Here is a 20,687-nt window from a genome sequence, read left to right as displayed (position 1 = left end):
TTCGTTATGGTTGGCTGACGCCTTGCGCGAGGCCCAGCTCCTGCAGGACTTCGGCGGTGTGTTCGCCCAGTCCCGGCGCATGGCGGCGCAGCGACAGCGGCGTGGCCGAGAAGCGCGCGGCGGGGCGCACTTCGCGCAGCGGGCCTTCGGTGGGGTGCTGCGTTTCCTGGAACAGGCCGACGGCGCGCAGGTGCGGGTGGTCGACCAGCGCGTCCAGGCCGTAGATCGGCGTGGCGGGGATGTCGAGCGACTCGAACAGCGCCATCCATTCATCGGTGGTGCGCGCCGGCGTCAACTCGGCCAGGTGACCGTACAGCGCGCGGAAATTGGCGTTGCGCTGCGCGCGGTCGGCCACCTCGTAGCGCTCGGCCAGGTCGTCGCGGCCCACGGCGCGGAAGAAGGCTTGCCAGTGGCGCTCGGTGTAGGGCAGGGCGCAGATCCAGCCGTCGCGGGTCGGCGCGGGTCGGCGCCCGCCCTGCAGCAGGCGGGCGTAGCCGGCGCCTGTGGGTGCGGGCTCGAAGGTCAGGCCGCCCAGGTGCTCGGCCATCACGAACGCGGTCATGGTCTCCAGCATCGGCACCTCCACCGACTGGCCGACGCCGTGGCGCTCGCGGTACAGCAGGGCTGCCAGCACGGCGTTGGCCAGTGCCAGCCCGGTGGTCTTGTCGGCGATCAGGCTGGGCACGTACTCGGGGCGATCGCCGGTGGCGGAACCCAGTGCGACCAGCCCGCAGCCGGCCTGGATGATGTCGTCGAAGGCCGGCTTGTCGCGGTGCGGACCGTCCTGGCCGAAGCCGGTGGCCACGCAGTAGACGATGCGCGGATTGATGCGCGCCACTTCGGCATAGCCGAAGCCCAGCCGCTCGATCGCGGCTACGCGCATGTTGTGCACCAGCACGTCGGCGCTGGCGATCAGCCCGCGCAGCGCCTCGGCGCCCTCGGGGGTCTTCAGGTCGAGCACGACCGAGCGCTTGTTGCGGTTCAGCGCCAGGTAGATCGAGCTCATGCCGGCGTGCTGCGAGACGCCGTTGGCGCGCATCAGGTCGCCCTCGGGCCCTTCGATCTTGATCACGTCGGCGCCAAAGTCGGCCAGCACCTGCGTGGCCAGCGGCCCGAGCACGACCGCGGTGAGGTCGAGCACGCGGATGCCGTCCAGCGGGCCGGCCGGCGTGGCGCGGGTGTCTTGTTCGCTCATCGGGGCCACTCCTTCAACGGCGCTTGAAAACAGGGGCGCGGCGCGCGGCCATGGCGGCGACGCCCTCGCGGAAGTCTTCGCTGCGGAACTGTCCGTGCTGGATTGCCAGTTCGCGCTGGTTGATCTCGGCGATGCGGTCGGCCAGCCCTTCGCGCAGCGTGGCGCGCGTGGATTCCACGGCCAGCGGGGCAGAGGCGGCGATCTCTTGCGCCAGGGCCATGGCGCGGGCATTGACCTGCGCCTTTTCCACCAGTTCATCGGCCAGGCCGATCTCGACCGCGTCGGTGCCGGTGATGCGCCGGCCGGTATAGAACAGCAGCGCGGCCTGCTGCTCGCCCACCAGCCGCGGCAGCGTCAGGCTCATGCCGAAACCGGGGTGAAAGCCCAGCCGGTTGAAGTTGGCGCTGAAGCGTGCCTCGGCGCAGGTCACGCGGAAGTCCGCCACCAGCGCCAGCCCCATGCCGGCGCCGATGGCGGCGCCTTCCACCGCGGCCACGATCGGCTTGCGGTTGCGGTAAAGCCTCATCGCATGCGCGTAGAAGCCGCCCGGGTCGTTGGCTATCGCGCCCTGGTCGGCGCCGCTGAAGTCGGCCCCGGCGCAGAAGGCGCTGACGCCGGACGCCAGCACGATGGCGCGGCAGTTCTCGTTGTCGTCCAGCGCCTGCAGGGTGTCGGCCAGGCGCCGCATGATGTCGGCATCGACAAAATTGTGCGGTGGGCGGGACAGGACGATGCGGGCGACGTGGCCTTCATGGGTGACCTGGATATTGGCGTCGGCTGACATGCGGGGCGTTCCTCTGTGGTGGATCGGCTCGGGGGCCGGGATGGACACAGTATTCGCGCCGCGCGGCCGTACCGCTATACTCTAATTTCACTAACTGAAATTATGGCGATGCCGGACGCCGTGCTGCCAGAGCCCTCCACCCGCCGCGTCACGCACCAGACCGGCCGCTTTACCCGCGACACCGCGGGCAGCCAGTCGCTGGAGCGCGGGCTGGTGCTGCTGCGGGCCTTCCGTGTTGGCACCACCAGCCTGACCAATGCCGAGCTGGCGGTGCGCACCAGCCTGCCGCGCCCCACCGTCAGCCGGCTGACGCGCTCGCTGGTGGATGCCGGCTTCCTGCGCTATGACGTGAACGAACGCGCCTACCGGCTGGCGCCGGTGGTGCTGAGCCTGGCCGATGCCTTCCACCAGTCCAGCCGCGCGCCGGACATTGCCTTGCCGCTGATGCGCGAGGTGGCCGAGGCCGGCAAGGTCAACGTGGGGCTGGCCGTGGGCGACCAGCTGGAGATGGTGTACCTGGCGTCGATCCGGCACAGCCGCGATAGCGTGTCGCGCACGCGGCGCGTGGTGCCGGGAACCCGCGTGCCGATGGAGATGACGGCGATCGGGCTGTCATGGCTGGCGGCGCAGCCTGAGGGAGTGAGGGAGGACCTGCTGGCCGGCATCGCCGCGCGCCAGGGCGAGGACTGGATCAACATGCGGGCCAAGGTGCTGCGCGGCATCGCCCAGGCGCAGCGGCACGGCTATTGCACCGCGGCCTACCAGCCCGGGCACCTGCTGGCCGTGGGGGCCGCATTTTCCGGGCCGGACCAGCAGCTTTACGGGCTCAATATCAGCTTCCCGTTCAACGAGAGCGAGCGCAGCCGCGACAATGCCCGCTATGCGGCCCAGCTGGAGCGGCTGGTGGCGGACATCCAGGAGGCCTGGCGCCGCGCCGCCGGATAATCCGGGCTCAGTACACCGACGGCATGCCTGCGGGCCGGTTCTTGAAGCGCCGGTGGATCCAGTAATACTGCTCCGGCATGGTGGCGATCTGGGCTTCGAGGAAGGCGTTCATGCGGCGCGAATCTTCCTCGACGCTGCCCGAGGGGAAGCCTTCCAGCGGGTCGAATATGCGCAGCCGGTAGCCGCGGTAGTCGGGCAGCACTTCGGTGGTGAAGGGCACCACGCGCGCGCCGGTCATGCTGGCCAGGCGCGAGGCCGAGGTCAGCGTGCAGGCCGGCACGCCAAAGAACGGCACGAACACCGAATCGTTGATGCCGAAATCCATGTCCGACGCCAGCATTACCGGGCAGCCGGCGCGCAGCGTGCGCACCACCTGCTTGCCGCTGCCGCTGCGCGGGATCATCTCGGCGCCAAAGCGCCCGCGCTGCGTGCGCGAGATGTCTTCCAGCATCTGGCTGGACATCCTGGTGTACAGCGAGGCCACCGGGTGGCGCATCGAATAGAACATGCAGCCGGCCTCGATGCCGACGAAATGGAAGCCCATGAAGATGGTCGGATGCTCCGCGCACGAGGCCAGGTCGATGCGCGAGTCCAGTTCCACCAGCTTGCCCAGGCGCTCGGCGCTGCCGAACCACTGCACGCCGCGCTCCAGGTAGCTGCGCAGGACGTGGCCGAAGTGGTTCCGTGCCAGCTTGTCGCGCGTGTCTGCATCCATGTCCGGGAAGCACAGGGACAGGTTGGTATGGACAATGCGCCGGCGGCGGCTGGGGATGCGATACAGCAGCTTGCCGATCGCATCGCCCAGGCGTGCGGTGACACCGTACGGCAGGGCGGCGACGAGCTTGAAGACTGCGATGGTGAGCGCAGCCTGGAGCCGGTGTTTCATGTAGATCCTAGGAGCGGCAGCGGCGGCTCGGGCAAAGGCCCCGGGCAGGCGGCTGCGCGGCAATAATTCGGCGCCACTGGCTGGTGGCGAACGGGGTGCACCCGAACGACGGGAAGAGCGAGGGCCGGCCCCCGGCATATGCCCGGCGCCTGGCGCGGCACGGTGTGCGCGTCGGAGGCTGACAAAGCAAGGCGGGACGCCAGGGCGGCGCCCCCGGCACGGCGCGCGGGCCGAAGGGCGGCGTGGGTGCGCTATGCGTCGCTGCGCAAGCTTTCTCTGAAGGGCGCACTGTAGCACGATGGCAGCTGCCCGGCGATGACGGTTACTACCAGTAGCAAACAGGGGGAGATTATTGCAGCGCCTGGGTGATTCAGCGGAAATGCTCGGGCCGGGGCAGGGCATTTCCGACTGTGCCGGGGTGCGATCCGGGGAAGGGAAAATGGCGCTGAATAATACGCGCAGGCGGCGTCGTCACGCCTGCAATAATGACCGGCGGGATTATCGGGCAGGAATTGCTCAGGGTTTTTTCAATTCGCCCAGGTAGTAATTGACCTCGGCCAGCAGGGCGCGGTGGAATTCCGCCGGCAGGACATGGTCGTCGGTCAGCGACATCAACTGGTTGATGCGCTGGCGGAAGCGCTGCTCGGCGCTGGCGCGCGCCGCCGGCGGCAGGCCTGTGGTCAGCGAGCACAGCAGCTCGCGCATCACCAGCAGGCGCGCGCCATACTGGATCATGGCATCGCCTTGTGTCTTGAGGTTTTGCGCCAGCTGTTCCGGCATCGTCTTGCCCGGCTCGCCAGGTGCACCCGGAGCGGGAGATTCGGCGGTGTTGTGGTCATTGTTGTCGGGCGCGGCCGCGCCGGTCTTTTTTCCAAGCATGGTGATCCTGAACATGGGCGAGGCTCCCTGGTACAAGCGGGGCCGGCCTGAAACGCCGGCGGCCTGGATGGCAGTAGCACTCATCATGGAAGCCTGCCGTGCACCGGACTGTGCGGCGGCAGACACTGGGACGCCTTGCGCGGCGTCAGCCGGCCAACGCCGCCGGCGCGGGTTTGCGGCCCTTGCCTGCGCGCGCAGGCGGCAGGCACAGTCCGCAGACGTAGCGGTGGCGCGCATCGTCGGCCTGCACGACATACTCGCCCCGGCAGTCCCTGCAGCGCGCCAGCCGCAGCATGCCGCGCTCATAGAAGCGCACCAGCGTCCAGGCGCGGGTAAAGCTGAGCTGCGAGGCCTCGCCGGTGGCGCACAGCTGTTCGCGGTACATGCGGTAGCTGGACAAGACCGCGCGGATCCCGTCCAGGCTGCCGCGGCTGGTCATGAAGCGGTAGGCGCCAAGCAGCATCGAGGCATGGGCATTCGGGCGCCAGGAGACAAACCAGTCCGTGGAGAACGGCAGCATGCCCTTGGGCGGCGACACCCCGCACAGCTCCTTGTACAGCCGGATCAGGCGCACGCGTGGCAGAGACACTTCGGACTCCAGCACCTGCAGGCGGGCGCCCAGGCCGATCATCTCGATTGCCAGGCGGATCTGCTCAACATCCTGCAGCATGCTCTTGCCGGGACGCGGGGGCCTGGCGCGCGGAACCGGGGCCGGTGAGCCGGCCACAGCCGTGCCGGCGATATCGTGTACATCCATTGTTCTCCTCCGATATATCGGGAATGGGCGCGGGCAAGCCGGTTGCTGATCCGGCTTCCCCGGGCCTGTCACCGATAATCATGACCCGGCGTGTCACCGTGCGCGGCACGGCTCCTCGCGGGTCCGGGGCTCAGGTTTCTCGTAGTCGAGGAGGATTTTTGGATCGATCGGGGCGTTATAACCATGACATGCATCAACAATCATATTTCCGCGATTATTGTGTGTCAGGTACGGCGCCTGGATTTAACCGTCCCCACCCTGGTGTAGGAGAAGTGCCCGCACGCTATCGGACTGACGCCGATTTCATTGGCAGGCCAATGGACTACGCTGCAAGAACACCAACGACGGAGCGACCCATGGCTGCGAACTTCCTGATCAGGCAGACGGCGCAAGGCTGGGAACTGGCGGTCGAAAGTGCCCGCAAGGGCCTGGTGCACTGCGAGGATCGCGAAATCGCCGTCAGTATCGGCATGGCTGCGGCCAGGCGGCGTGGCGTCGCGCTGATCGTGCAGGAGGAAGGGGGCGGCAATGACACCCCGAGCGGCATCACACAACTGGCTGCCTGAGAACAGGCCCGCCCCGCCCGATAGCGCGGTACGGCACCTGGCGTGCCATCAGAACACCCCAAGCCCCAATCCCGCTGCCAACCCCTCACCCAACTCCGCGCAACGCGCCAGGTCCCCGGCTTCGATCTGCTTGGGCGCAAGGATGCGCTCCGGTGTCTGCGCATGCGTACAGACGATCAGCCCCGGCGCCACGGCGTTGAGCCGCCAGCCGGTGGCGATGCGCTCGATCTGGCGCAGCGCATTCTGGCCATCGCTGCCGGCGCAGATCATGGTGGCGTAGGGGCGGCCGTTGATGCGGTCCAGCGCGGCGTAATAGCAGCGATCGAAGAAGTCCTTCATCATCCCTGCCATGGCGGCCAGGTTCTCCGGCGTGGCGAAGAGATAGCCGTCGGCGCCAAGGACATCGTCCGGGCCTGCCTCGGCAGCGGTCTTGAGTACGACCGTGATGCCGGGCTGCTGGCGGGCCGCGCCAGCGGCGGCCTCGGCCATCTGCCGGGTGCCTCCGGTCATGGTGTGATAGACGATCAGCAGCGTTTTCATGCTTGCGTGGGGGCGGTGTGCCGTACGCTGAAGACTGTATCACGCAGGCCGGCGACGACAGTTATCGTAGAATCCGGGGCAGCCATCCTGCGCGCCCGGCGCACGTGCCACCCCGTCATGCCGAAAGCCAAAGCCCCCGCTCTTGACCGCTCCGCCAGCGAGCAGGCCATCCAGTTGCTGGATGCCGCCACCGATCATGTTCTCGCCAATGGCCTGGGCGATCTGTCCTTGCGCAGCGTGGCGGATGCGCTCGGCACGAGCCACCGCATGCTGATCTACTACTTCGGCTCCGGGGATGGCTTCTGGCAGGCACTGTTGCATCGCATCCGCCATGCGGAGCAGGCCGCCCGCGAGCGCGTGATGGTGGAAGGCATGGCTCCCGAAGCCGCGATGGAAGCGGCGTGGGAGCGCTATTCCGCCCCAGGCTACCTGCCGATCATGCAGCTGATGTTCGAGATCTACGGCAAGGCCATCCGCGACCGCGAGCGCTTCAGCGGCTTTCTGGAAGACGTGGTCGGCAGCTGGACAACCACGTTGGCGACGCGCCTGCAGCGCGACCTCGGCCTCGGCGCTGCCGAGGCCGGGCTGCGCGCGCGCGTGGAACTTGCCACCATGCGCGGGCTGCTGCTGGACCTGGTCACCACGGGTGACCGCAAGGGCACGACGGCCGCGCTGAAGTACTTCGCCGCCAGGATGGCGGCGCTTCCCCAAACCGGCAAGTAACGGTTTTTTCCCCGGAAATCCGCGTAAACCCCGATTTTTCCCATTCGTGTACCACGTGGTACATTGCATCCCATGCCTTGCGAACGAGGCGAATCGTGGCAAACCAACAGGGTGCAATATGGATCGGCGACAACTACTGGCCTGGGTGGCCGGGACTGCGGTGGCGATGGCGCTGCCAGGGATCGGGCAGGCGCAAACCTTCCCTTCGAAGCCCGTACGGCTGGTGGTGCCGCAGGCCGGCGGCACCGGCAATGATGTGCTGGCGCGCGCGCTCGCGGAAAAGCTCAGCCGTGCCTGGAACCAGCCGGTGGTGGTGGAGAACAAGCCCGGGGCCAACGGGACGCTGGCGATCAGCTATGTGATCGGGCAGCCCGCCGATGGCTACACGCTGTTCTTCGCCGGCGTTTCCAACCTGAGCTTCAATCCCTTCCTGTATCCGAAGCTGCCCTATAACCCGGGTCGGGACCTGACTGGCGTGGCGATGCTCGCCAACTCGCCCTTTGTCTTTGTCGCGGCGCCGTCGCTCAAGGCTGATACGTTCCAGGATTTCGTGCGGATGGCCAAGGCTCGCCCCGGCGAGATCAGCTTCGCGTCGGGCGGCATCGGCAACTCCACCCACCTGGCGATGGAACTGGTCGCGCAACGCACCGGAGTCCGGCTGCAGCACGTGCCGTTCAATGGCAGCGGCGGCTCGACCAGCCTGATGAACGGGCAGACCCCGGTGATGATGAATGTGCTCGCGGGCGTGCAGCCTTACATCGCCGGCAAGAAGCTGATACCGCTGGCGGTCACCGGCGACAAGCGGCAGCCGGCCTTGCCCGCGGTGCCCACCTTCAAGGAGCTTGGCTATGACGTGCAGGTACCCGGGTGGTACGCGATCGTGGCCCGCACAGGCACGCCTGCAGGCGTTATCCGCAAGGTCAATGCCGACATCAACCAGATCCTGGACGACCCGCAGTTCCAGGAGAAGCTTGCCTTCCAGTTCCTGGATGCAATCAAGGGGCCGCCGTCCGAGGTGGAGCGCTATATGAAGCGCGACGCCGATACCTGGGGCCCGATCATCCGCAACCTTGCCATTTCTCTCTGAGGACCGCTGCCATGGCACATCTCACCAAGGCCGTACAAGGCTATCGCCTGGCGGCGATGCACAGGCTGATGGACAAGCTGCGCGTTGATGCGCTGGTGTTCGGCACGCCTGACTTCTTCCAGTACGCGACCAATTTCCAGCTCGATGTCTGGCCGTGGGAGCGCCCGGTGTTCGTGGTGGTGCCGCGCAATGGCGACACCTTCGCGGTCATGAACGAGCTGTCGACCAACCATATGCGCTTTGCGACCGGGAAGGGCTCGGTCTGGCTTGCCGATGTCACCTACTACGCCGAGCATCCCCGTGTCTCGAATCGCCTGCCGCTGCCTGCGCAGCTGCCGGAAGTGGTTGCCGCGCTGCTGGGGGCCAGGGGGCTCGGCATGTCGCGGATTGCGGTCGACGTCCAGCATCCGATCCTGGCCGGTGCGCAGCGCTACCTGCCTGAACTCACGCTGCGGCCCGCCATGGCGGAGATGCGCAGCCTGCGCTGGGTCAAGCATGCGGAGGAGCTGCAGGTCATGCGCGAGCTAGGTGCGCTGACGGACTGGGTGCAGGATCGCTACCGCGAGAACTTCCGGCCAGGCCGGCTGGTGCAGGAGCTTGACCACGCCATGGCGGCGCTGATGTCGGAGGAGGCGGCGCGGCGCTTTCCGGGCGAGGACTTCGACATCCTCAAATGCTGGACGCTGACCGGGCCAGCTTCGGCATCGCCGCATGGCGATGGCGCCGGATGCGGCGCACGGATTTCCGCCGGCGACACCATCGTCAACCTGGTGCTGCCGCGCCTGAACGGGCTGTATGTCGAGAATGAGCGCACCTGGTTTTGCGGCCGGCCCGGCGACGAGCAGGCGCGGTTCTACCAGGTTGCGGCAAAGGCCACCGACGCTGCCGTTGCCGCGGCGGTGGTCGGCAAGCGCGTCTGCGACATGGATGCGGCCGCGCAGGCTGTGATCGAGCAGGCCGGCTGCGGGGACTATGTCTTTCATCGCACCGGCCACGCGGTCGGTCTGATGCTGCATGAATACCCGGAGGACATGGCCTTCAATACCCGCCCGCTGCTTGCGGGAGAGGTGTATTCGGCGGAGCCGGGCCTCTATGTCTACGGCCTTGGCGGCTTCCGGCTGGACGATACCGTGGTGGTTGGCGACCAGCCGGAGGTCATCATCAAGACGCCGAAGACGCTGGAATACGCAACCGTGGACTAGGCGCCCGCCGCGTAGCTCAGTCGAGTGTCACCCCCGTATCCGCCGTCAGCTTGAGCACCACCGGCAGGTACGCCTTGTACGCCGCCTCTGCCTGTGCCGGGGTATTGCCGAGCGGTTCCGCGCCCATGTCCACGATGCGCCGCTGCATGTCGGCGCTGGCGACCAGGCTGGCGGTCTCGCGGCCCAGGCGGTCGATGATGTCCTGCGGCGTCTTCGCGGGCGCCATCAGCGTGATCGGGCCGGTCAGCCGGAACGGTTCGTCGGCGTAGCCGGCCTCGGCGAAGGTCGGCACGTCTGGCAGGCCCTGTGCGCGGCGCGTGCCGGTGACAGCGAGGGGCCGCAGCTTGCCGGTGGCGAAGTGTTGCTTGAGCGCGGTCACGGAGCCCACCGTCACGTTGACCTGGCCGGCGAGCAGGTCGGTCACCATGGGCCCTTCGCCGCGGTAGGGCACATGCAGCATGTCAGCCTGGTACTGCCTGGCGATGTAGGTCTGGATCGTATGCGGCTGCGTGCCCGCGCCCCACGACCCCATGCGCAGCTTGCCCGGCGATGCCTTGGCATAGGCCAGCAGTTCGGCAACGGTCTTGGCCGGCACGCTGCTGTTGACCGCCAGCACGGTGCGCGCGGTGGCGATGTCGGAGATCGGGCGCAGCTCAGTGCGCGGATCGTAGGGCAGCTTCTTGTACAGCGCCAGGTTGGACGTGATCGGGCCGGGAATGGTCATCAGCAGCGTATAGCCGTCAGGCGCCGACTTGGCGACGTAGTCGGTGCCGATGATGCCGCCGGCACCGCCCTTGTTCTCCACCACCACCGTCTTGCCGAGCTGGCGCGACAGGCCATCGCCGATGGTGCGCGCCAGCGTGTCGGTCAGCCCGCCCGGCGGGTAGGCGACGATCAGGTGGATGGGCTTGGCCGGGTAGGCGCCCTGTGCGCCGGCCGGGGCGGGCGCGGCGGCCAGGGCCAGCACGGTGAGCAGGGGCAGGGCGGCTTGCAGCAGCGGGCCGCGCAGCAGGTGGGCAGCGGTCGTCATGATGGCGTTGTCTCCTTGGGATGGATGGTCCGTGTTGCCCTACGTCGAAGGGGAAGTCTCACTCCAGCTTGATGCCGCGCGCCTTGATCAGCTTGCCCCATTTGCCGATCTCCTGGTCGATGAAGGCGGAAAACGCGCTGCCCGGCTCTGGCTGCGGCTCGAGCCCCAGCCCCAGCAGCTTTTTGCGGATCTCGGCATCGGCCAGCACGGCCGATGCCTCGCGGTTCAGGCGCTCGGAGACGGCGGGCGGCGTGCCGGCCGGCGCGACCAGGCCGAACCAGCCGTAGCCGACCATGCCCGGGTAACCCTGCTCGGCAAAGGTGGGCGCATCCGGATAGACCGGCGAACGCTGTTCCGAGGCCACTGCCAGCACGCGCAGCTTGCCGGCCTTGATAAAGGGCAGCGCCGAGGTGATGGCGGTCAGGGTGGCGTCCGCGCGGCCGGCCAGCAGTTCGGTATAGGCGGTGGCGTCGCCGCGGTAATGGACATTCAGCAGCTGGAACTTGCCGACCTGCCCGAATAGCTCGGCGGTCAGGTGCGGGCCGGAGCCTGCGCCCGGGGAGGCCAGCGTCACGCCATCCGGCTTGTCCCGGGCCATGCGCACGAAGTCGGACACGGTGCGAGCCGGCGAGCTGGCATTGACGATCAGGAAGACCGGGCCCAGCACGCGCGGTCCCACCGGCACGAAGTCCTTGTGGACGTCGTAGCGCTGGGCGATGCCTGCCGCGGTATTGATGGCGAAGGGCGCGGCAGCCCACAGCAGCGTGTAGCCGTCCGGCGCGGCACGGGCCACCTGCTCGGTGGCCAGGCGCGTGCCGGCGCCAGGCTTGTTCTCCACCACCACCTGTTGGCCCAGCTTGTGGCCAAGTGCCTCGGCAAGGATGCGGGCAGAGATGTCATTGGAGCCGCCGGCGCCATATGGCGACACCAGCTTGACCGGCCGCGACGGATACGTTTGCGCCTGCGCCGGGCTGGCCAGGCACAGCATCGCCAGGCCGGCCGTCAGCACGGCCCGGGCGAAGATTGTGGTCCGATTCATGATGCTTCCTTCATGCGGCGGATGGGTGGATAGCGGAAGGTGCGTTCCAGGTGCGTGGTGCCGGGCACGTAGAGGCGCAACGCTACATAGAACGGCTCCGCGGGTGCCGGCAGCCAGTTGCCGGCCAGGGCGTTCTCCGAAGGGGGTTGCGCGCCCAGCACGATGCGCAGGCTGCCATCGGGCGCCGGGCGCAGGGCCGGCGAGCGGTCGCCCAGCGAGTAGCGCTGCAGCGGGTTCTCGACCAGCATGCAGTCCGATTTACGGTACATGGTCAGCGACCAGAATGCGCCCACTTGGGGTAGTCCTTGCCGGGGAAACACCAGTTCATACTGGCGCCTGCCGTCCAGCGGCAAGCCGTCGCCATCGCAATCGGCCATCAGGTACATGGCTTCCTCAACGCCCAGCGCACCGATGTAGTTGCGCGCCACTTCGGCGCGCAGAGCGTAGTGGGTGCCGAACGAGGTGCGGATTTCCACCGGCAGGAACCAGCCGCCGCCCAGCGCGGAGACCCTGGGCGCGGCCAGTTCCGCGTCAACCTGCGTCAGCGCGGTGGCCAGCGCCGCGCGCTGTGCCCCGGTCAGCGGCGCGTTGCTGCCGATGCCGGCCGGGGCAAAGGTGCGGACCAGTTCCGCTTCGGCCGCGGGTGGCGGGTTCTCGCGCAGCATGCGGGTGACGACGGCGGCGTAGCGGTCGGGATCGGCCGGCCGCTCGCCGGCTTGCATGCCAGCATCGAATACGGTTGCTGCGCTGGTGCCGTCCGGCCGGCGCAGGCGGATGCCGTCCTGCAGGGCATGTGCACCCGGCAAATCGGCTTCGCCATCGGCCAGGATGCGGCCGATGATCCAGACCGCGTTGGTGGGGCAGGGCAGCGGCGTTGCGCCGGCCGGCACCTCGCCCCGCCAGGCTGGCCCATGCAGCAGCCAGGTGCCGCCTTGCGTGCCGGTAGTGCGGGTGCCGATATAGCCGAACGGGTTGGTATAGGCGTCGAGCAGGCCTAGCACGTAGTAGCGGCCGCGGCAGTCGGGCACGTCGAGCAGCAGCGGGCCGCCGGACAGGTCGAGCCACGCATTGGTGTAGAGCGTGTCGTTGTTCGGCGTGACGACCTGCCGGTGCTGCGGGCCGAGCAGCGTGCGCACGTGCGTGACCGTGTTGATCCAGCGCAGCGTTGTGTCGGGCCCGTCGCCGGCAAAGACCCCGGCGCCATCGCGCCGCGGGCAGGTGGCGGCGCGCATGCGCGCCATCTCGTACAGCGGCAGCGTGTAGCGCACCGCGTCGCACGCCAGCGTGCCGAGCAGGTTGTCGTGGTGTTCCATGGCGCGCTCCATCAGGCAATGCGCCGCAAGGGCGGGATCACGTAGCCGCCGGCCATGAAGCCATCGGTCGGGTGGTAGAGCCGCAGGATCAGGTAGAACGGGCCGTCCGGTGCCGGCAGCCAGTTGTCCTGCGCCTGCGTGGGGCGCTGGTGCGAGATGGTCAGCGTGAGGCCACCGTCGACATCGTATTGCAGACCAGGACTGCGGTCGCCCAGCGCATAGCGCCCGATGGCGTTGTCGGTGAAGAAGCGGTCGGCGCCGTAGAGCGAGACCGACCAGAACGCCTGCGCCGGCGGCAGGTGTCCCGCGGGGAAGTGCAGGGCGTAGGCGTGGCGGCCGTGCAGCAGTTCGCCGTCGGCGTCGTAGTCGGCAGCGGCATAGACGGCCTCGTCGGCGCGCAGTGCGCCCAGGCCCTTCATCGCGGTGACCGCGCGCTGCATCCAGTCGTCGCCATAGCGGCCCAGCAGCAGGCTGTAGGTCCAGCTCTTGCGCGCATGGCTGCGGGTGTTGGCTTCGATCAGGGCCATGCCTTCGTGCCAGGCGCGGACCAGGCCCTGTTGCACCGCAGGCCGCAGCGCGCCCACATCGACGGCGTCGCCGGCGCGGATGCCGCATTTGCGCAGCAGCGACAGCAGGCCGGCGGCGGAAGGCTCGGCGGGATACTCGCGCAGGGCGTTGAAGATGTTGGCGAAGAAGTCCAGCGCGGGCTCGCCGCCCTCCTGCCAGTCGCGCACGCAGGCGGGCTGCATCCTGGCGCCGCCGGACAGGTAGAAGCCGTTCTCGAAGGCGCTCGCCGCCGGCAGATCGTCGGCACCCGTCACCAGCACGCGGCCCAGCAGCCAGACCAGTGCGGTGGGGCAGCGCACCACGTGGTCGCCTTCGGCCTGCTGCCCGGGGCCGGCCAGCACGATGTCGGCGCCGGCCGCGGGAACGTTGCGCGGGCCCAGGTTCTCGAAGTTGTTGGTCCAGGCGTCCAGCAGCTCCACCACGTAATAGCGGCTGGCGTCCGGCAGCGCCGGCACGTGCAGCGTGACCGGGCCGTCGGCCAGGTTGACCCAGGCGCAGAAGTAGAGCAGGTCATTGGCCGGGGTGACGATGTCGCGGTCCTTGTGTGTCCACTGGTGGGTGCTGGCCGACAGCACGTTGACGGGGGCACGGCCGTAGCCGGTGGCCTGGGCTACGGAGGTCTGCAGCCGGCAGGTGCGCAGGCTTTCAAACAGCGGATAGGTGGCGAGCACCAGCGGCAACGCCGCCGCGGCGGTGAGGGCTTCCTGGGGCGTGTCGATGGGTGCGCCGGCAAGGAAGGGCGCAGCGGGTTGGTTCATGGCGTTGTCTCCGTCGGGTTTTGCTTTACTCGTTGATGCCGTCCCCGGCATGCAGCGTGACCACGGCATCGGCCGCGACCACGCCCTGGGCGGTGACGATCAGCGGATTGATCTCCAGCGTGTCCAGCCGCGGCCCGAGTGCGGCGGCGGCCTGCGACACGCGCACCAGCACTTCGGCCACGGCATCGGCGTCGACCGCGGGATGGCCGCGATGGCCGCACAGCAGCGCTTCGGCTCGGCTTGCGCGCAGCATGGTGCAGGCGCGGGCATGGGTCAGCGGGGCCAGGCCGAACGCGGTCTGCCGGAAGATCTCAACTGCCGTGCCGCCGATGCCGGCCAGCGCTACCAGCCCGAAGACCGGGTCACGCCGCACGCCCACCATCAGCTCGCCCCAGCCGCGCACCATGCCGGCGACCAGCGCGCCCTCGAAGCGCGCCGGGCTGCCGTGGTTGGTAGCGGCGGCCTGCACCTGCGCAAACGCCGCACGCACCGCCTGCGCATCGGCCACGTTCAGCACCACGCCGCCTACGTCGCTCTTGTGCAGGATGTCGGGCGAGCACAGCTTGACGGCAACGGGGTAGCCAATGGACTCGGCGATACGCACGGCCTCGTCGGCATCGCGCGCCAGTCCATGGGGTGCGGTGGGGATGCCGCAGGCGGTGAGCCACTGCATGGCATCGAACTCGGACAGCGACGTGGTGTCGCGCGGAAGGTCCGGCGCAGCCAGGGCCGCGGCAGCTACGGCGGGCTTCGCTTGTGCTGCCGCTGCCTGCGCGGCGGCGCGGGCCAGCACGGCCACGGCCTGCACCGCGTGGGCGGGTTCGCGGAAGACCAGCGTGCCGCGCGCTTCGAGCCAGCGGCGCTTTTCGTCATCGACCAGCCCGCTGAACAGCAGCGGCGCCGCGGTGCCGCTGCTGTTCAGGGTCTCGACAGCATCCTGCAGGCCAGGCCAGATGCGCGGCGCACCAACGCCGCCCGCCAGGAAGGCGACGACACTGCCGTAGTCGGGGCTTTGCGCCGCGGCGGCAATCGCGTCCAGCAGCACTTCCGGCTGCGCCACGATCTGCCCGGTGACATCGATGGGATTGGCCGTGCTGGCAAAGGGGATGGCGCTGCGCAGCGCAGTGGCCGCGGCTTCCGGCATGGGCGGCAGGGGCAGGTCCAGCGCCTCGGCCTGGTCGGCCATCATGATGCCGACGCCGCCCGAAACCGTGACCAATGCGACCGGCGTGACGGCGCTTTCCGGCTCTTTCGCCGAGGGCTGCCAGCGCGTCGGCCGACGCCCGCGCGAGAGCACGTAGCCCAGCCGGAAGAAGTCATCCAGCGTATGGGCGCGGAATACGCCGTACTCGTCGAAGACCGCCTGGTAGACGGCGTCCTCGCCGGCCAGGCTGGCCGTGTGCGATTGCGCGGAGCGGGCCCCGGCCTCGGTGGTGCCGACCTTGGTCACCACCACTGGCTTGCCCGCGGCACGCGCCGCCGCCAGCGCGCGGCGCAGGCGGGTGCCGTCGCGGCAGCCTTCCAGGTAGGCCAGGATCACGCGGGTGGCGTCGTCGTGCGCCAGCCATTCGATCACGTCGGCCACGTGCAGGCCGGCTTCGTTGCCGGTGGTGACCCAGTGACTCAGCCCCAGCGATGCCTCGCGCGCCAGCCCAAAGGCATAGGCGCCGAAGGCGCCGCTCTGGCTGACCAGCCCGACTTCGCCCAGCGGCGGCAGCCCGCTCAGCGGCATCGGCGAGAAAGTGGCAAAGACGCGCTCGCGCAGGTTCATCGCACCCAGGCAGTTGGGCCCCAGCAGCGTGATGCCGTGCGCTTGCGCGAGTGCCGCCAGTTCCGCCTGCATGGCGATGCCGTCGCCGCCGGTTTCAGCAAAGCCCGAAGTGAAGAACACCGCGGCGCGCGTGCCGTTGCGCGCCAGCTGGCGCATGGTGTCCAGGCTGGCACTGACCGGCAGCGCCACGATGGCGAGGTCGGCCGGTGTGTCCAGCGCATCCAGCGAGGGCACCGCAGCCAGCCCCTGTACTTCGCGCGCCGTGGCATGCACGGGAATGATGCGGCCGGCGTAGCCCAGTTCGCTCAGCAGCCGCACCGGCATGCCGCCCACCTTGTCGGGCTGGGTGGAGGCGCCGATCACGGCGATGGTGCGCGGCTGCAACAGGGCGCAGAGGTCTGGCATCGCTTGTCTCCGTATGCGTGCGCCATGACTTCCAAGACGGCGCCGCGAATCTTGTCATTGGTGTGTCCGAGCATGTTGTCATGACATGTTATGATGAGTCAATGTTGTTATGATAAGTAGAAGCCCGCATCGGACATGCCGTGAACACCGCCAATCTCGTGACAACAAGCTCCCTGCCTCGCTTCAAGCAGATCGAAGGCGCGCTGCGCCAGCGCATCGTCAACAACGAATGGACTCCGGGCATCAAGCTGCCGTCTGAGTCTGAGCTGATGGCTGAATTCGGCGTCAGCCGCATCACCGTGCGCCAGTCGCTGGCATCGCTGCTTGCCGAAGGGCTGATCGAGACGGTGCACGGCAAGGGCAGCTTTGTCAGCCGTCCGGCGGGGCAGGCGGACCTGGGGCCGTTGACTGGCTTTTTCGACTACATGCGCGCGCGCGGGCACGAAGCGCACGGCAAGCTGCTGTCGACGCGGCTGATCGCGGCGCCGGCCATCGCCACCGATGCGCTGCGCCTGCCGCCGGGAACCAGGCTGCTGTGCGTGACCATGCTCAAGTCAGTGGCCGGCGTGCCGGTGGCGGTCGGCATGACGATGGCGCCCGAACCGCTGATGCGCGCGATTCTGGAGCACGACCTGGAAAACCACGATGCCCTGATGATCGTGGAGGCCCGCCTGGGTTATCGCCTCAAGTACCTGCACACGGAGAGCGCAGCAATCCCTGCCAATGCCGAAACCGCGCGCCGGCTCAAGGTGGCGCCGGGCGAGCCGCTGCTGCGCATCCGGTTCACGCCGCACGACATCGACGAGAAGCCGCTGGCCTTCTCCGAATTCATGTTTCGTGGCGACAAGTTCACCTACAAAGCCTGCGTGCGGCGCTAGCGTCGCCTGGCAGTGGCGCCGGGGGAACTTTTGTGCCGGTGCCGTGGCCTGAACGGCATCGGCGCTGGCGTTAGAATGTGGCGCCCAGTTCTGCCCCAGCCCAGGAGTCCAAGATGCTTTCGCCGCTTTTCCCGCGTTCCCTGTCCACCGCGCTGGTGATGGCGTTGTCGGTCACGTGCGCGTCGGCGGCGCTGGCCGCGGGGCAGGATGAAGCGCCAAAGCCGCGCGGCAAGGACGAGGCCCCGGAGGCCCCGGTCGCCTGCATGAAGGCGGTCAAGGCAGCGCTGCCCAATCCCGCCAGCTTCAAGTGGGTCAGCGGCAAGGCCCGCAAGGTGGCCGAAGACGCCTACAGCGTGGTGGCCGACGTCGAATACCTGGCGCAGGACGGCGCCGTGCGCAAGGCCAAGGTCCAGTGCGACGTGCTGCGCGCCCCGGGCAACCAGTTCGTGGTGCCCAAGGTCAGGCTGCCGCAGCACTAGGTCCCGGCAGGCCAGCGCGGCACAGCAAATCCCAGGTAAAAGTGGACGCTGTCCATTTCATTTGCTAGGCTATGTGTACGGCATCCACAAACATCTGTGGGTGCAATCCAAGGAGACCGCGAATGAAGACCGAAGCGCAGAAGGAGCACCGCTGGCTGCAACGGCTGGTGGGCAACTGGATCGCCGAAGGCGAGGCATCGATGGGGCCGGACCAGCCGGTGCAGAAGTGGGAGATTCCCGAGCGCGTGAGCAGCGTCGGCGACGTCTGGGTCCAGTGCGTGACGCAGGGCGACATGCCCGGCTGCGGCCCGTCCACCACGGTCATGACGCTGGGCTACGATCCCGCCCGCAAGCATTTCGTCGGGACCTTCATCGGCTCGATGATGACGCACCTGTGGATCTATGAAGGCGACCTCGATGCCGGCGGCCAGCAACTGACGCTGCGTGCCGAGGGGCCGGATTGCTCCGGCAATGGCCGCATGGCGCAGTACCGCGACGTGATCACCTTCACCGACGACGACCACCGCACGCTGACGTCCTACATGCTGGGCGAGAACGGCGAGTGGACCCAGTTCATGAACGCCAGCTATCGCCGCCAGCGTTAAGCCTGGCGGCGCTGGGCCGCGAGCCGTGCCAGCCGGCCGCGCGGGCCGGGCGGATCGTCGTGCGGGTGCGCGGCGCTGCCCCCGGCATGGCGCCGGCGCCGGCGGCGGAGCACCAGCAGCAGCGACGCCGGCACCAGCAGCACCAGCGCCAGCAAGGCGAACGTGAACAGGCCCGGATCGCGCGCCGCGGCGGCGACCCGGTTCACCAGGCAGGCAGCGACCACGATGCCGGGCAGCATGCCCAGCGCGGTGCCGACCAGGCAGTCGCGCAGGCCGATGCGCGATGCGCCGATCACCAGGTTGACCAGCGCGAACGGTGCAATCGGCACCAGCCGCAGCACCACCATCGCCACCAGTCCGTGCTTGCCCAACTGCTGGCTGACCCGGTTCAGCCGTCTGCCGCCAAAGCGGCGCACAGTATTGCGCCCCAGCAAGCGGCCGGCCAGGTAGCCTGCGCCGGTGCTCAGCACGGTGCCGCACAGCGCCAGCGCGGCGCCGTAGAGCGGGCCGAAAATGACCACGGTCAGCAGGATCAGCAGCGTCACCGGCAGCATTGTCACCGCGCCGGCCAGGTAGACGCCCATCATCGCCAGCGGTGCCAGCGGCATCTCGTCCAGCTGCTCGACCAAGCCGAGCAGCGCGCGGAAGTCCGCCCATTCGCGCAGCGGCGTATGGCGCCATGCAAATGCCAGCCCCGCCAGCATCAGCGCCAGCACCACCATCATCCCGACGCGCCCGAGCACGCGCGGGCGTGCCTCATGGCTGACGAACTCGGCCAGCACCTGGTCGCTGTCGATCGGCTCGATCGGGTCCAGCAGGTTGGCCGCCGGCGAAGCGGCATCGACATCGTCCGGCAACGGCGGCTCGTAGGCTTCCAGCGAGCGCCCGTCCGCGCGCTGCAGGTTGCGGATGGCCGCAAGCACGCTGCGGGTGGCGGCGACCTCGGCCTGGAAGGTTTCAGGTGCCACATCCAGGTGCTCGCCCAGCAGCCGTGCGCGCATGGCGGCAATGGCCGCCTGCACGCGCGGGTCGCCGCCCGACATCACCACCACATTGCACTCGGTATCCAGCCCCAGCGAGCGGTTGCTGAGGTTGGACGAGCCGATGGTGATGAGGTCGTCGTCGATCACCGTGACCTTGCTATGCACATTGACACATTCGGGCATCAGGCCGGGAATCGACGGGCAGTACAAACAGAAGCGTTCGTGCGTGTCGGCCGCGCGCAGGCGGCGGTACAGGCGAGCGCGCAGCACGCCCATGCTGTGCGCTTCCAGCCAGCCGCTCTCGTTGCGTCTCGACACCAGCACGATATCGGGGCCGTCCTCGTGCCCCAGCCGTGCCTCCAGCGCGTTGGCGATCTCGCGCGAGCTGAAGTACTGGTTCTCCATGTAGATGCTGTGCCGGGCCGAGGCGATGGCATCGTGCAGCAGCATGCGGATCTCGCTGACACCGGGCTCGTCCTCGCACATGGGCATGGTGCGGGCGATGGCGACGCGCACATCGGTCAGCTCCGGCGCCAGGCCTGGCGGCCACGGGTCTGACGAGGTGGCCGCAACCGGGCGCGGCTCGCTGCCGCTGGCGCGCAGCCAGCGCGCCGCGCATAGGGTGCCCAGCGCCGCGGCGGCGGGGCCGTCGAGCGCGCACTGCACGTCATGGAAGGGCGGGTAGGGCTTGCCTTCGGCCATGCGCAACGGCGCGCCGGGGGCATGGCGGTTGTCGTCCCAGCGGCGCAGCGTCAGGTCCAGCCCGCCGACAAAGGCGAGCTTGTTGTCGATCACTACTACCTTCTGGTGGTGCGAGGCGCCCGGGGGATGGTTGCCGTCAAGCCGGAACGCCAGGTGCCGGTGCGCCTGCCAGTGCGCGCTGGCCGACGGCAGCCACTCGCGCTCCATCGCCATCACCATGGCGTAGTCCCAGCTCAGGATATAGATGCGCAGCTCAGGGCGCTGGTCCGCCAGCGCGCACAGGAAGTCGCGCAGGCCCGCCGGCAGGCCGTCCTGTGCGCCCTGCGGCACCAGTTCCATGCGGCTGTCGATATCCCAGCCCAGGATGAAGATGGTGTGCTCGGCGCGCGGCAGCGCTTCGCGCAACGCGCGGAAGTAGGCGTCGGCGTCGACCAGCATGGCAAAGCGCTGGCAGGGCTCGACGCGCCAGCAGTTGCGCCCCGGCTCCGGCGTAAAGGCGGCCGGGGCCTGGTGATCATGCGGAGGGCCAGTGGCGGGAGACGCGGTGGTGCCGGGCGGGTTGTGTTGCCTCATGTCGCACGCTTCGGGGAGGT

At 68.6% G+C, this 20,687-nt stretch carries 20 protein-coding genes; 8 read left to right on the top strand and 12 right to left on the bottom strand.

All coding sequences use genetic code 11. The features are described 5' to 3' along the window. Positions 1 to 4: 4 nt before the first annotated feature. Positions 5 to 1,195, bottom strand: a complete 1,191-nt coding sequence (locus AC3WRR_RS20680) for a CaiB/BaiF CoA transferase family protein (RefSeq protein WP_492297979.1) — start codon at positions 1,193 to 1,195, stop codon at positions 5 to 7. Positions 1,196 to 1,208: 13 nt separating this feature from the next. Next, positions 1,209 to 1,979 carry an enoyl-CoA hydratase/isomerase family protein gene (locus AC3WRR_RS20675; protein WP_011616888.1) on the bottom strand — a complete coding sequence of 257 codons (771 nt, stop codon included), beginning with the start codon at positions 1,977 to 1,979 and terminating at the stop codon, positions 1,209 to 1,211. Positions 1,980 to 2,087: 108 nt separating this feature from the next. On the opposite strand from AC3WRR_RS20675, the gene AC3WRR_RS20670 reads away from it, so the two are divergent. Then, on the top strand, positions 2,088 to 2,924 hold the full coding sequence (locus AC3WRR_RS20670; protein ID WP_492297977.1) for an IclR family transcriptional regulator: 837 nt from the start codon (positions 2,088 to 2,090) through the stop codon (positions 2,922 to 2,924). A 7-nt stretch (positions 2,925 to 2,931) separates the two neighbouring features. Here the strand turns inward: AC3WRR_RS20670 and AC3WRR_RS20665 are convergent, their stop codons facing one another. From AC3WRR_RS20665 to flhC, 3 genes are all read right to left on the bottom strand, one after another. Beyond that, positions 2,932 to 3,810: a lipid A biosynthesis lauroyl acyltransferase gene (locus AC3WRR_RS20665; RefSeq protein WP_010809635.1), complete on the bottom strand. Its 879-nt coding sequence runs from the start codon at positions 3,808 to 3,810 to the stop codon at positions 2,932 to 2,934. Positions 3,811 to 4,326: 516 nt separating this feature from the next. Further along, complete coding sequence (locus tag AC3WRR_RS20660; RefSeq protein ID WP_010809636.1) at positions 4,327 to 4,704, bottom strand: hypothetical protein; 378 nt, start codon at positions 4,702 to 4,704, stop codon at positions 4,327 to 4,329. Positions 4,705 to 4,834: 130 nt separating this feature from the next. Beyond that, positions 4,835 to 5,446 carry a flagellar transcriptional regulator FlhC gene (gene flhC / locus AC3WRR_RS20655; protein WP_011616889.1) on the bottom strand — a complete coding sequence of 204 codons (612 nt, stop codon included), beginning with the start codon at positions 5,444 to 5,446 and terminating at the stop codon, positions 4,835 to 4,837. 356 nt (positions 5,447 to 5,802) lie between these two features. On the opposite strand from flhC, the gene AC3WRR_RS20650 reads away from it, so the two are divergent. Then, the gene (locus AC3WRR_RS20650) at positions 5,803 to 6,012 is read left to right on the top strand and encodes a hypothetical protein (RefSeq protein WP_439669830.1); all 210 of its coding nucleotides are present in this window, start codon (positions 5,803 to 5,805) and stop codon (positions 6,010 to 6,012) included. A gap of 48 nt (positions 6,013 to 6,060) precedes the next feature. On the opposite strand, the gene AC3WRR_RS20645 is transcribed toward AC3WRR_RS20650, so the two are convergent. Then, positions 6,061 to 6,552: a flavodoxin family protein gene (locus AC3WRR_RS20645; protein WP_010809639.1), complete on the bottom strand. Its 492-nt coding sequence runs from the start codon at positions 6,550 to 6,552 to the stop codon at positions 6,061 to 6,063. Positions 6,553 to 6,669: 117 nt separating this feature from the next. On the opposite strand from AC3WRR_RS20645, the gene AC3WRR_RS20640 reads away from it, so the two are divergent. From AC3WRR_RS20640 to AC3WRR_RS20630, 3 genes are all read left to right on the top strand, one after another. Further along, positions 6,670 to 7,275 (top strand): TetR/AcrR family transcriptional regulator, encoded by a 606-nt coding sequence (locus tag AC3WRR_RS20640; protein WP_011616890.1) that lies wholly within the window; start codon positions 6,670 to 6,672, stop codon positions 7,273 to 7,275. A gap of 118 nt (positions 7,276 to 7,393) precedes the next feature. Continuing rightward, positions 7,394 to 8,362 carry a Bug family tripartite tricarboxylate transporter substrate binding protein gene (locus AC3WRR_RS20635; RefSeq protein WP_058698624.1) on the top strand — a complete coding sequence of 323 codons (969 nt, stop codon included), beginning with the start codon at positions 7,394 to 7,396 and terminating at the stop codon, positions 8,360 to 8,362. Between the two features lie 11 nt (positions 8,363 to 8,373). After that, positions 8,374 to 9,564 carry a M24 family metallopeptidase gene (locus AC3WRR_RS20630; RefSeq protein WP_058698623.1) on the top strand — a complete coding sequence of 397 codons (1,191 nt, stop codon included), beginning with the start codon at positions 8,374 to 8,376 and terminating at the stop codon, positions 9,562 to 9,564. Positions 9,565 to 9,580: 16 nt separating this feature from the next. Here the strand turns inward: AC3WRR_RS20630 and AC3WRR_RS20625 are convergent, their stop codons facing one another. From AC3WRR_RS20625 to AC3WRR_RS20605, 5 genes are read right to left on the bottom strand one after another with little or no spacing between them, the layout of a single operon-like run. Then, positions 9,581 to 10,594: a Bug family tripartite tricarboxylate transporter substrate binding protein gene (locus AC3WRR_RS20625; protein ID WP_010809643.1), complete on the bottom strand. Its 1,014-nt coding sequence runs from the start codon at positions 10,592 to 10,594 to the stop codon at positions 9,581 to 9,583. A gap of 58 nt (positions 10,595 to 10,652) precedes the next feature. After that, a complete protein-coding gene (locus AC3WRR_RS20620) occupies positions 10,653 to 11,633 on the bottom strand; it encodes a Bug family tripartite tricarboxylate transporter substrate binding protein (RefSeq protein WP_011616891.1) in 981 nt (326 codons plus the stop codon). Then, positions 11,630 to 12,946 (bottom strand): DUF1254 domain-containing protein, encoded by a 1,317-nt coding sequence (locus AC3WRR_RS20615; RefSeq protein ID WP_439672580.1) that lies wholly within the window; start codon positions 12,944 to 12,946, stop codon positions 11,630 to 11,632. Before AC3WRR_RS20615 ends, AC3WRR_RS20620 begins: the two co-directional genes overlap by 4 nt. An 11-nt stretch (positions 12,947 to 12,957) precedes the next feature. Continuing rightward, entirely contained in the window at positions 12,958 to 14,271 is a 1,314-nt protein-coding gene (locus AC3WRR_RS20610; RefSeq protein WP_010809646.1) for a DUF1254 domain-containing protein, read from the bottom strand. A 25-nt stretch (positions 14,272 to 14,296) separates the two neighbouring features. Then, positions 14,297 to 16,447, bottom strand: a complete 2,151-nt coding sequence (locus tag AC3WRR_RS20605; protein ID WP_492297975.1) for an acetate--CoA ligase family protein — start codon at positions 16,445 to 16,447, stop codon at positions 14,297 to 14,299. 140 nt (positions 16,448 to 16,587) lie between these two features. On the opposite strand from AC3WRR_RS20605, the gene AC3WRR_RS20600 reads away from it, so the two are divergent. The 3 genes from AC3WRR_RS20600 to AC3WRR_RS20590 all read left to right on the top strand — a co-directional run bounded on the left by AC3WRR_RS20600 (position 16,588) and on the right by AC3WRR_RS20590 (position 18,409). Then, positions 16,588 to 17,325 (top strand): GntR family transcriptional regulator, encoded by a 738-nt coding sequence (locus tag AC3WRR_RS20600; protein WP_010809648.1) that lies wholly within the window; start codon positions 16,588 to 16,590, stop codon positions 17,323 to 17,325. A gap of 113 nt (positions 17,326 to 17,438) precedes the next feature. Continuing rightward, a complete protein-coding gene (locus AC3WRR_RS20595) occupies positions 17,439 to 17,804 on the top strand; it encodes a DUF2880 domain-containing protein (protein ID WP_010809649.1) in 366 nt (121 codons plus the stop codon). Positions 17,805 to 17,926: 122 nt separating this feature from the next. Further along, positions 17,927 to 18,409, top strand: a complete 483-nt coding sequence (locus AC3WRR_RS20590; RefSeq protein WP_010809650.1) for a DUF1579 domain-containing protein — start codon at positions 17,927 to 17,929, stop codon at positions 18,407 to 18,409. On the opposite strand, the gene AC3WRR_RS20585 is transcribed toward AC3WRR_RS20590, so the two are convergent. Then, on the bottom strand, positions 18,406 to 20,667 hold the full coding sequence (locus AC3WRR_RS20585; RefSeq protein WP_492294391.1) for a VTT domain-containing protein: 2,262 nt from the start codon (positions 20,665 to 20,667) through the stop codon (positions 18,406 to 18,408). The genes AC3WRR_RS20590 and AC3WRR_RS20585 overlap by 4 nt on opposite strands. Between the last annotated feature and the right edge of the window lie 20 nt (positions 20,668 to 20,687).

Source organism: Cupriavidus sp. FW305-3-2-15-C-LB2, assembly GCF_058787575.1.
Note: the sequence above shows the minus strand (reverse complement) of the source record. Positions and strands in the feature narration are given on the sequence as shown.

Coding starts and splice junctions, on each gene's coding strand:
- AC3WRR_RS20640 (WP_011616890.1), top strand. CDS start 6,670: ATGCCGAAAGCCAAAGCCCCCGCTCTTGACCGCTCCGCCAGCGAGCAG.
- AC3WRR_RS20680 (WP_492297979.1), bottom strand. CDS start 1,195: ATGAGCGAACAAGACACCCGCGCCACGCCGGCCGGCCCGCTGGACGGC.
- AC3WRR_RS20660 (WP_010809636.1), bottom strand. CDS start 4,704: ATGTTCAGGATCACCATGCTTGGAAAAAAGACCGGCGCGGCCGCGCCC.
- AC3WRR_RS20630 (WP_058698623.1), top strand. CDS start 8,374: ATGGCACATCTCACCAAGGCCGTACAAGGCTATCGCCTGGCGGCGATG.
- AC3WRR_RS20675 (WP_011616888.1), bottom strand. CDS start 1,979: ATGTCAGCCGACGCCAATATCCAGGTCACCCATGAAGGCCACGTCGCC.
- AC3WRR_RS20595 (WP_010809649.1), top strand. CDS start 17,439: ATGCTTTCGCCGCTTTTCCCGCGTTCCCTGTCCACCGCGCTGGTGATG.
- AC3WRR_RS20605 (WP_492297975.1), bottom strand. CDS start 16,447: ATGCCAGACCTCTGCGCCCTGTTGCAGCCGCGCACCATCGCCGTGATC.
- AC3WRR_RS20645 (WP_010809639.1), bottom strand. CDS start 6,552: ATGAAAACGCTGCTGATCGTCTATCACACCATGACCGGAGGCACCCGG.
- AC3WRR_RS20625 (WP_010809643.1), bottom strand. CDS start 10,594: ATGACGACCGCTGCCCACCTGCTGCGCGGCCCGCTGCTGCAAGCCGCC.
- AC3WRR_RS20650 (WP_439669830.1), top strand. CDS start 5,803: ATGGCTGCGAACTTCCTGATCAGGCAGACGGCGCAAGGCTGGGAACTG.
- AC3WRR_RS20615 (WP_439672580.1), bottom strand. CDS start 12,946: ATGGAACACCACGACAACCTGCTCGGCACGCTGGCGTGCGACGCGGTG.
- AC3WRR_RS20670 (WP_492297977.1), top strand. CDS start 2,088: ATGCCGGACGCCGTGCTGCCAGAGCCCTCCACCCGCCGCGTCACGCAC.
- flhC (WP_011616889.1), bottom strand. CDS start 5,446: ATGGATGTACACGATATCGCCGGCACGGCTGTGGCCGGCTCACCGGCC.
- AC3WRR_RS20610 (WP_010809646.1), bottom strand. CDS start 14,271: ATGAACCAACCCGCTGCGCCCTTCCTTGCCGGCGCACCCATCGACACG.
- AC3WRR_RS20620 (WP_011616891.1), bottom strand. CDS start 11,633: ATGAATCGGACCACAATCTTCGCCCGGGCCGTGCTGACGGCCGGCCTG.
- AC3WRR_RS20585 (WP_492294391.1), bottom strand. CDS start 20,667: ATGAGGCAACACAACCCGCCCGGCACCACCGCGTCTCCCGCCACTGGC.
- AC3WRR_RS20665 (WP_010809635.1), bottom strand. CDS start 3,810: ATGAAACACCGGCTCCAGGCTGCGCTCACCATCGCAGTCTTCAAGCTC.
- AC3WRR_RS20590 (WP_010809650.1), top strand. CDS start 17,927: ATGAAGACCGAAGCGCAGAAGGAGCACCGCTGGCTGCAACGGCTGGTG.
- AC3WRR_RS20635 (WP_058698624.1), top strand. CDS start 7,394: ATGGATCGGCGACAACTACTGGCCTGGGTGGCCGGGACTGCGGTGGCG.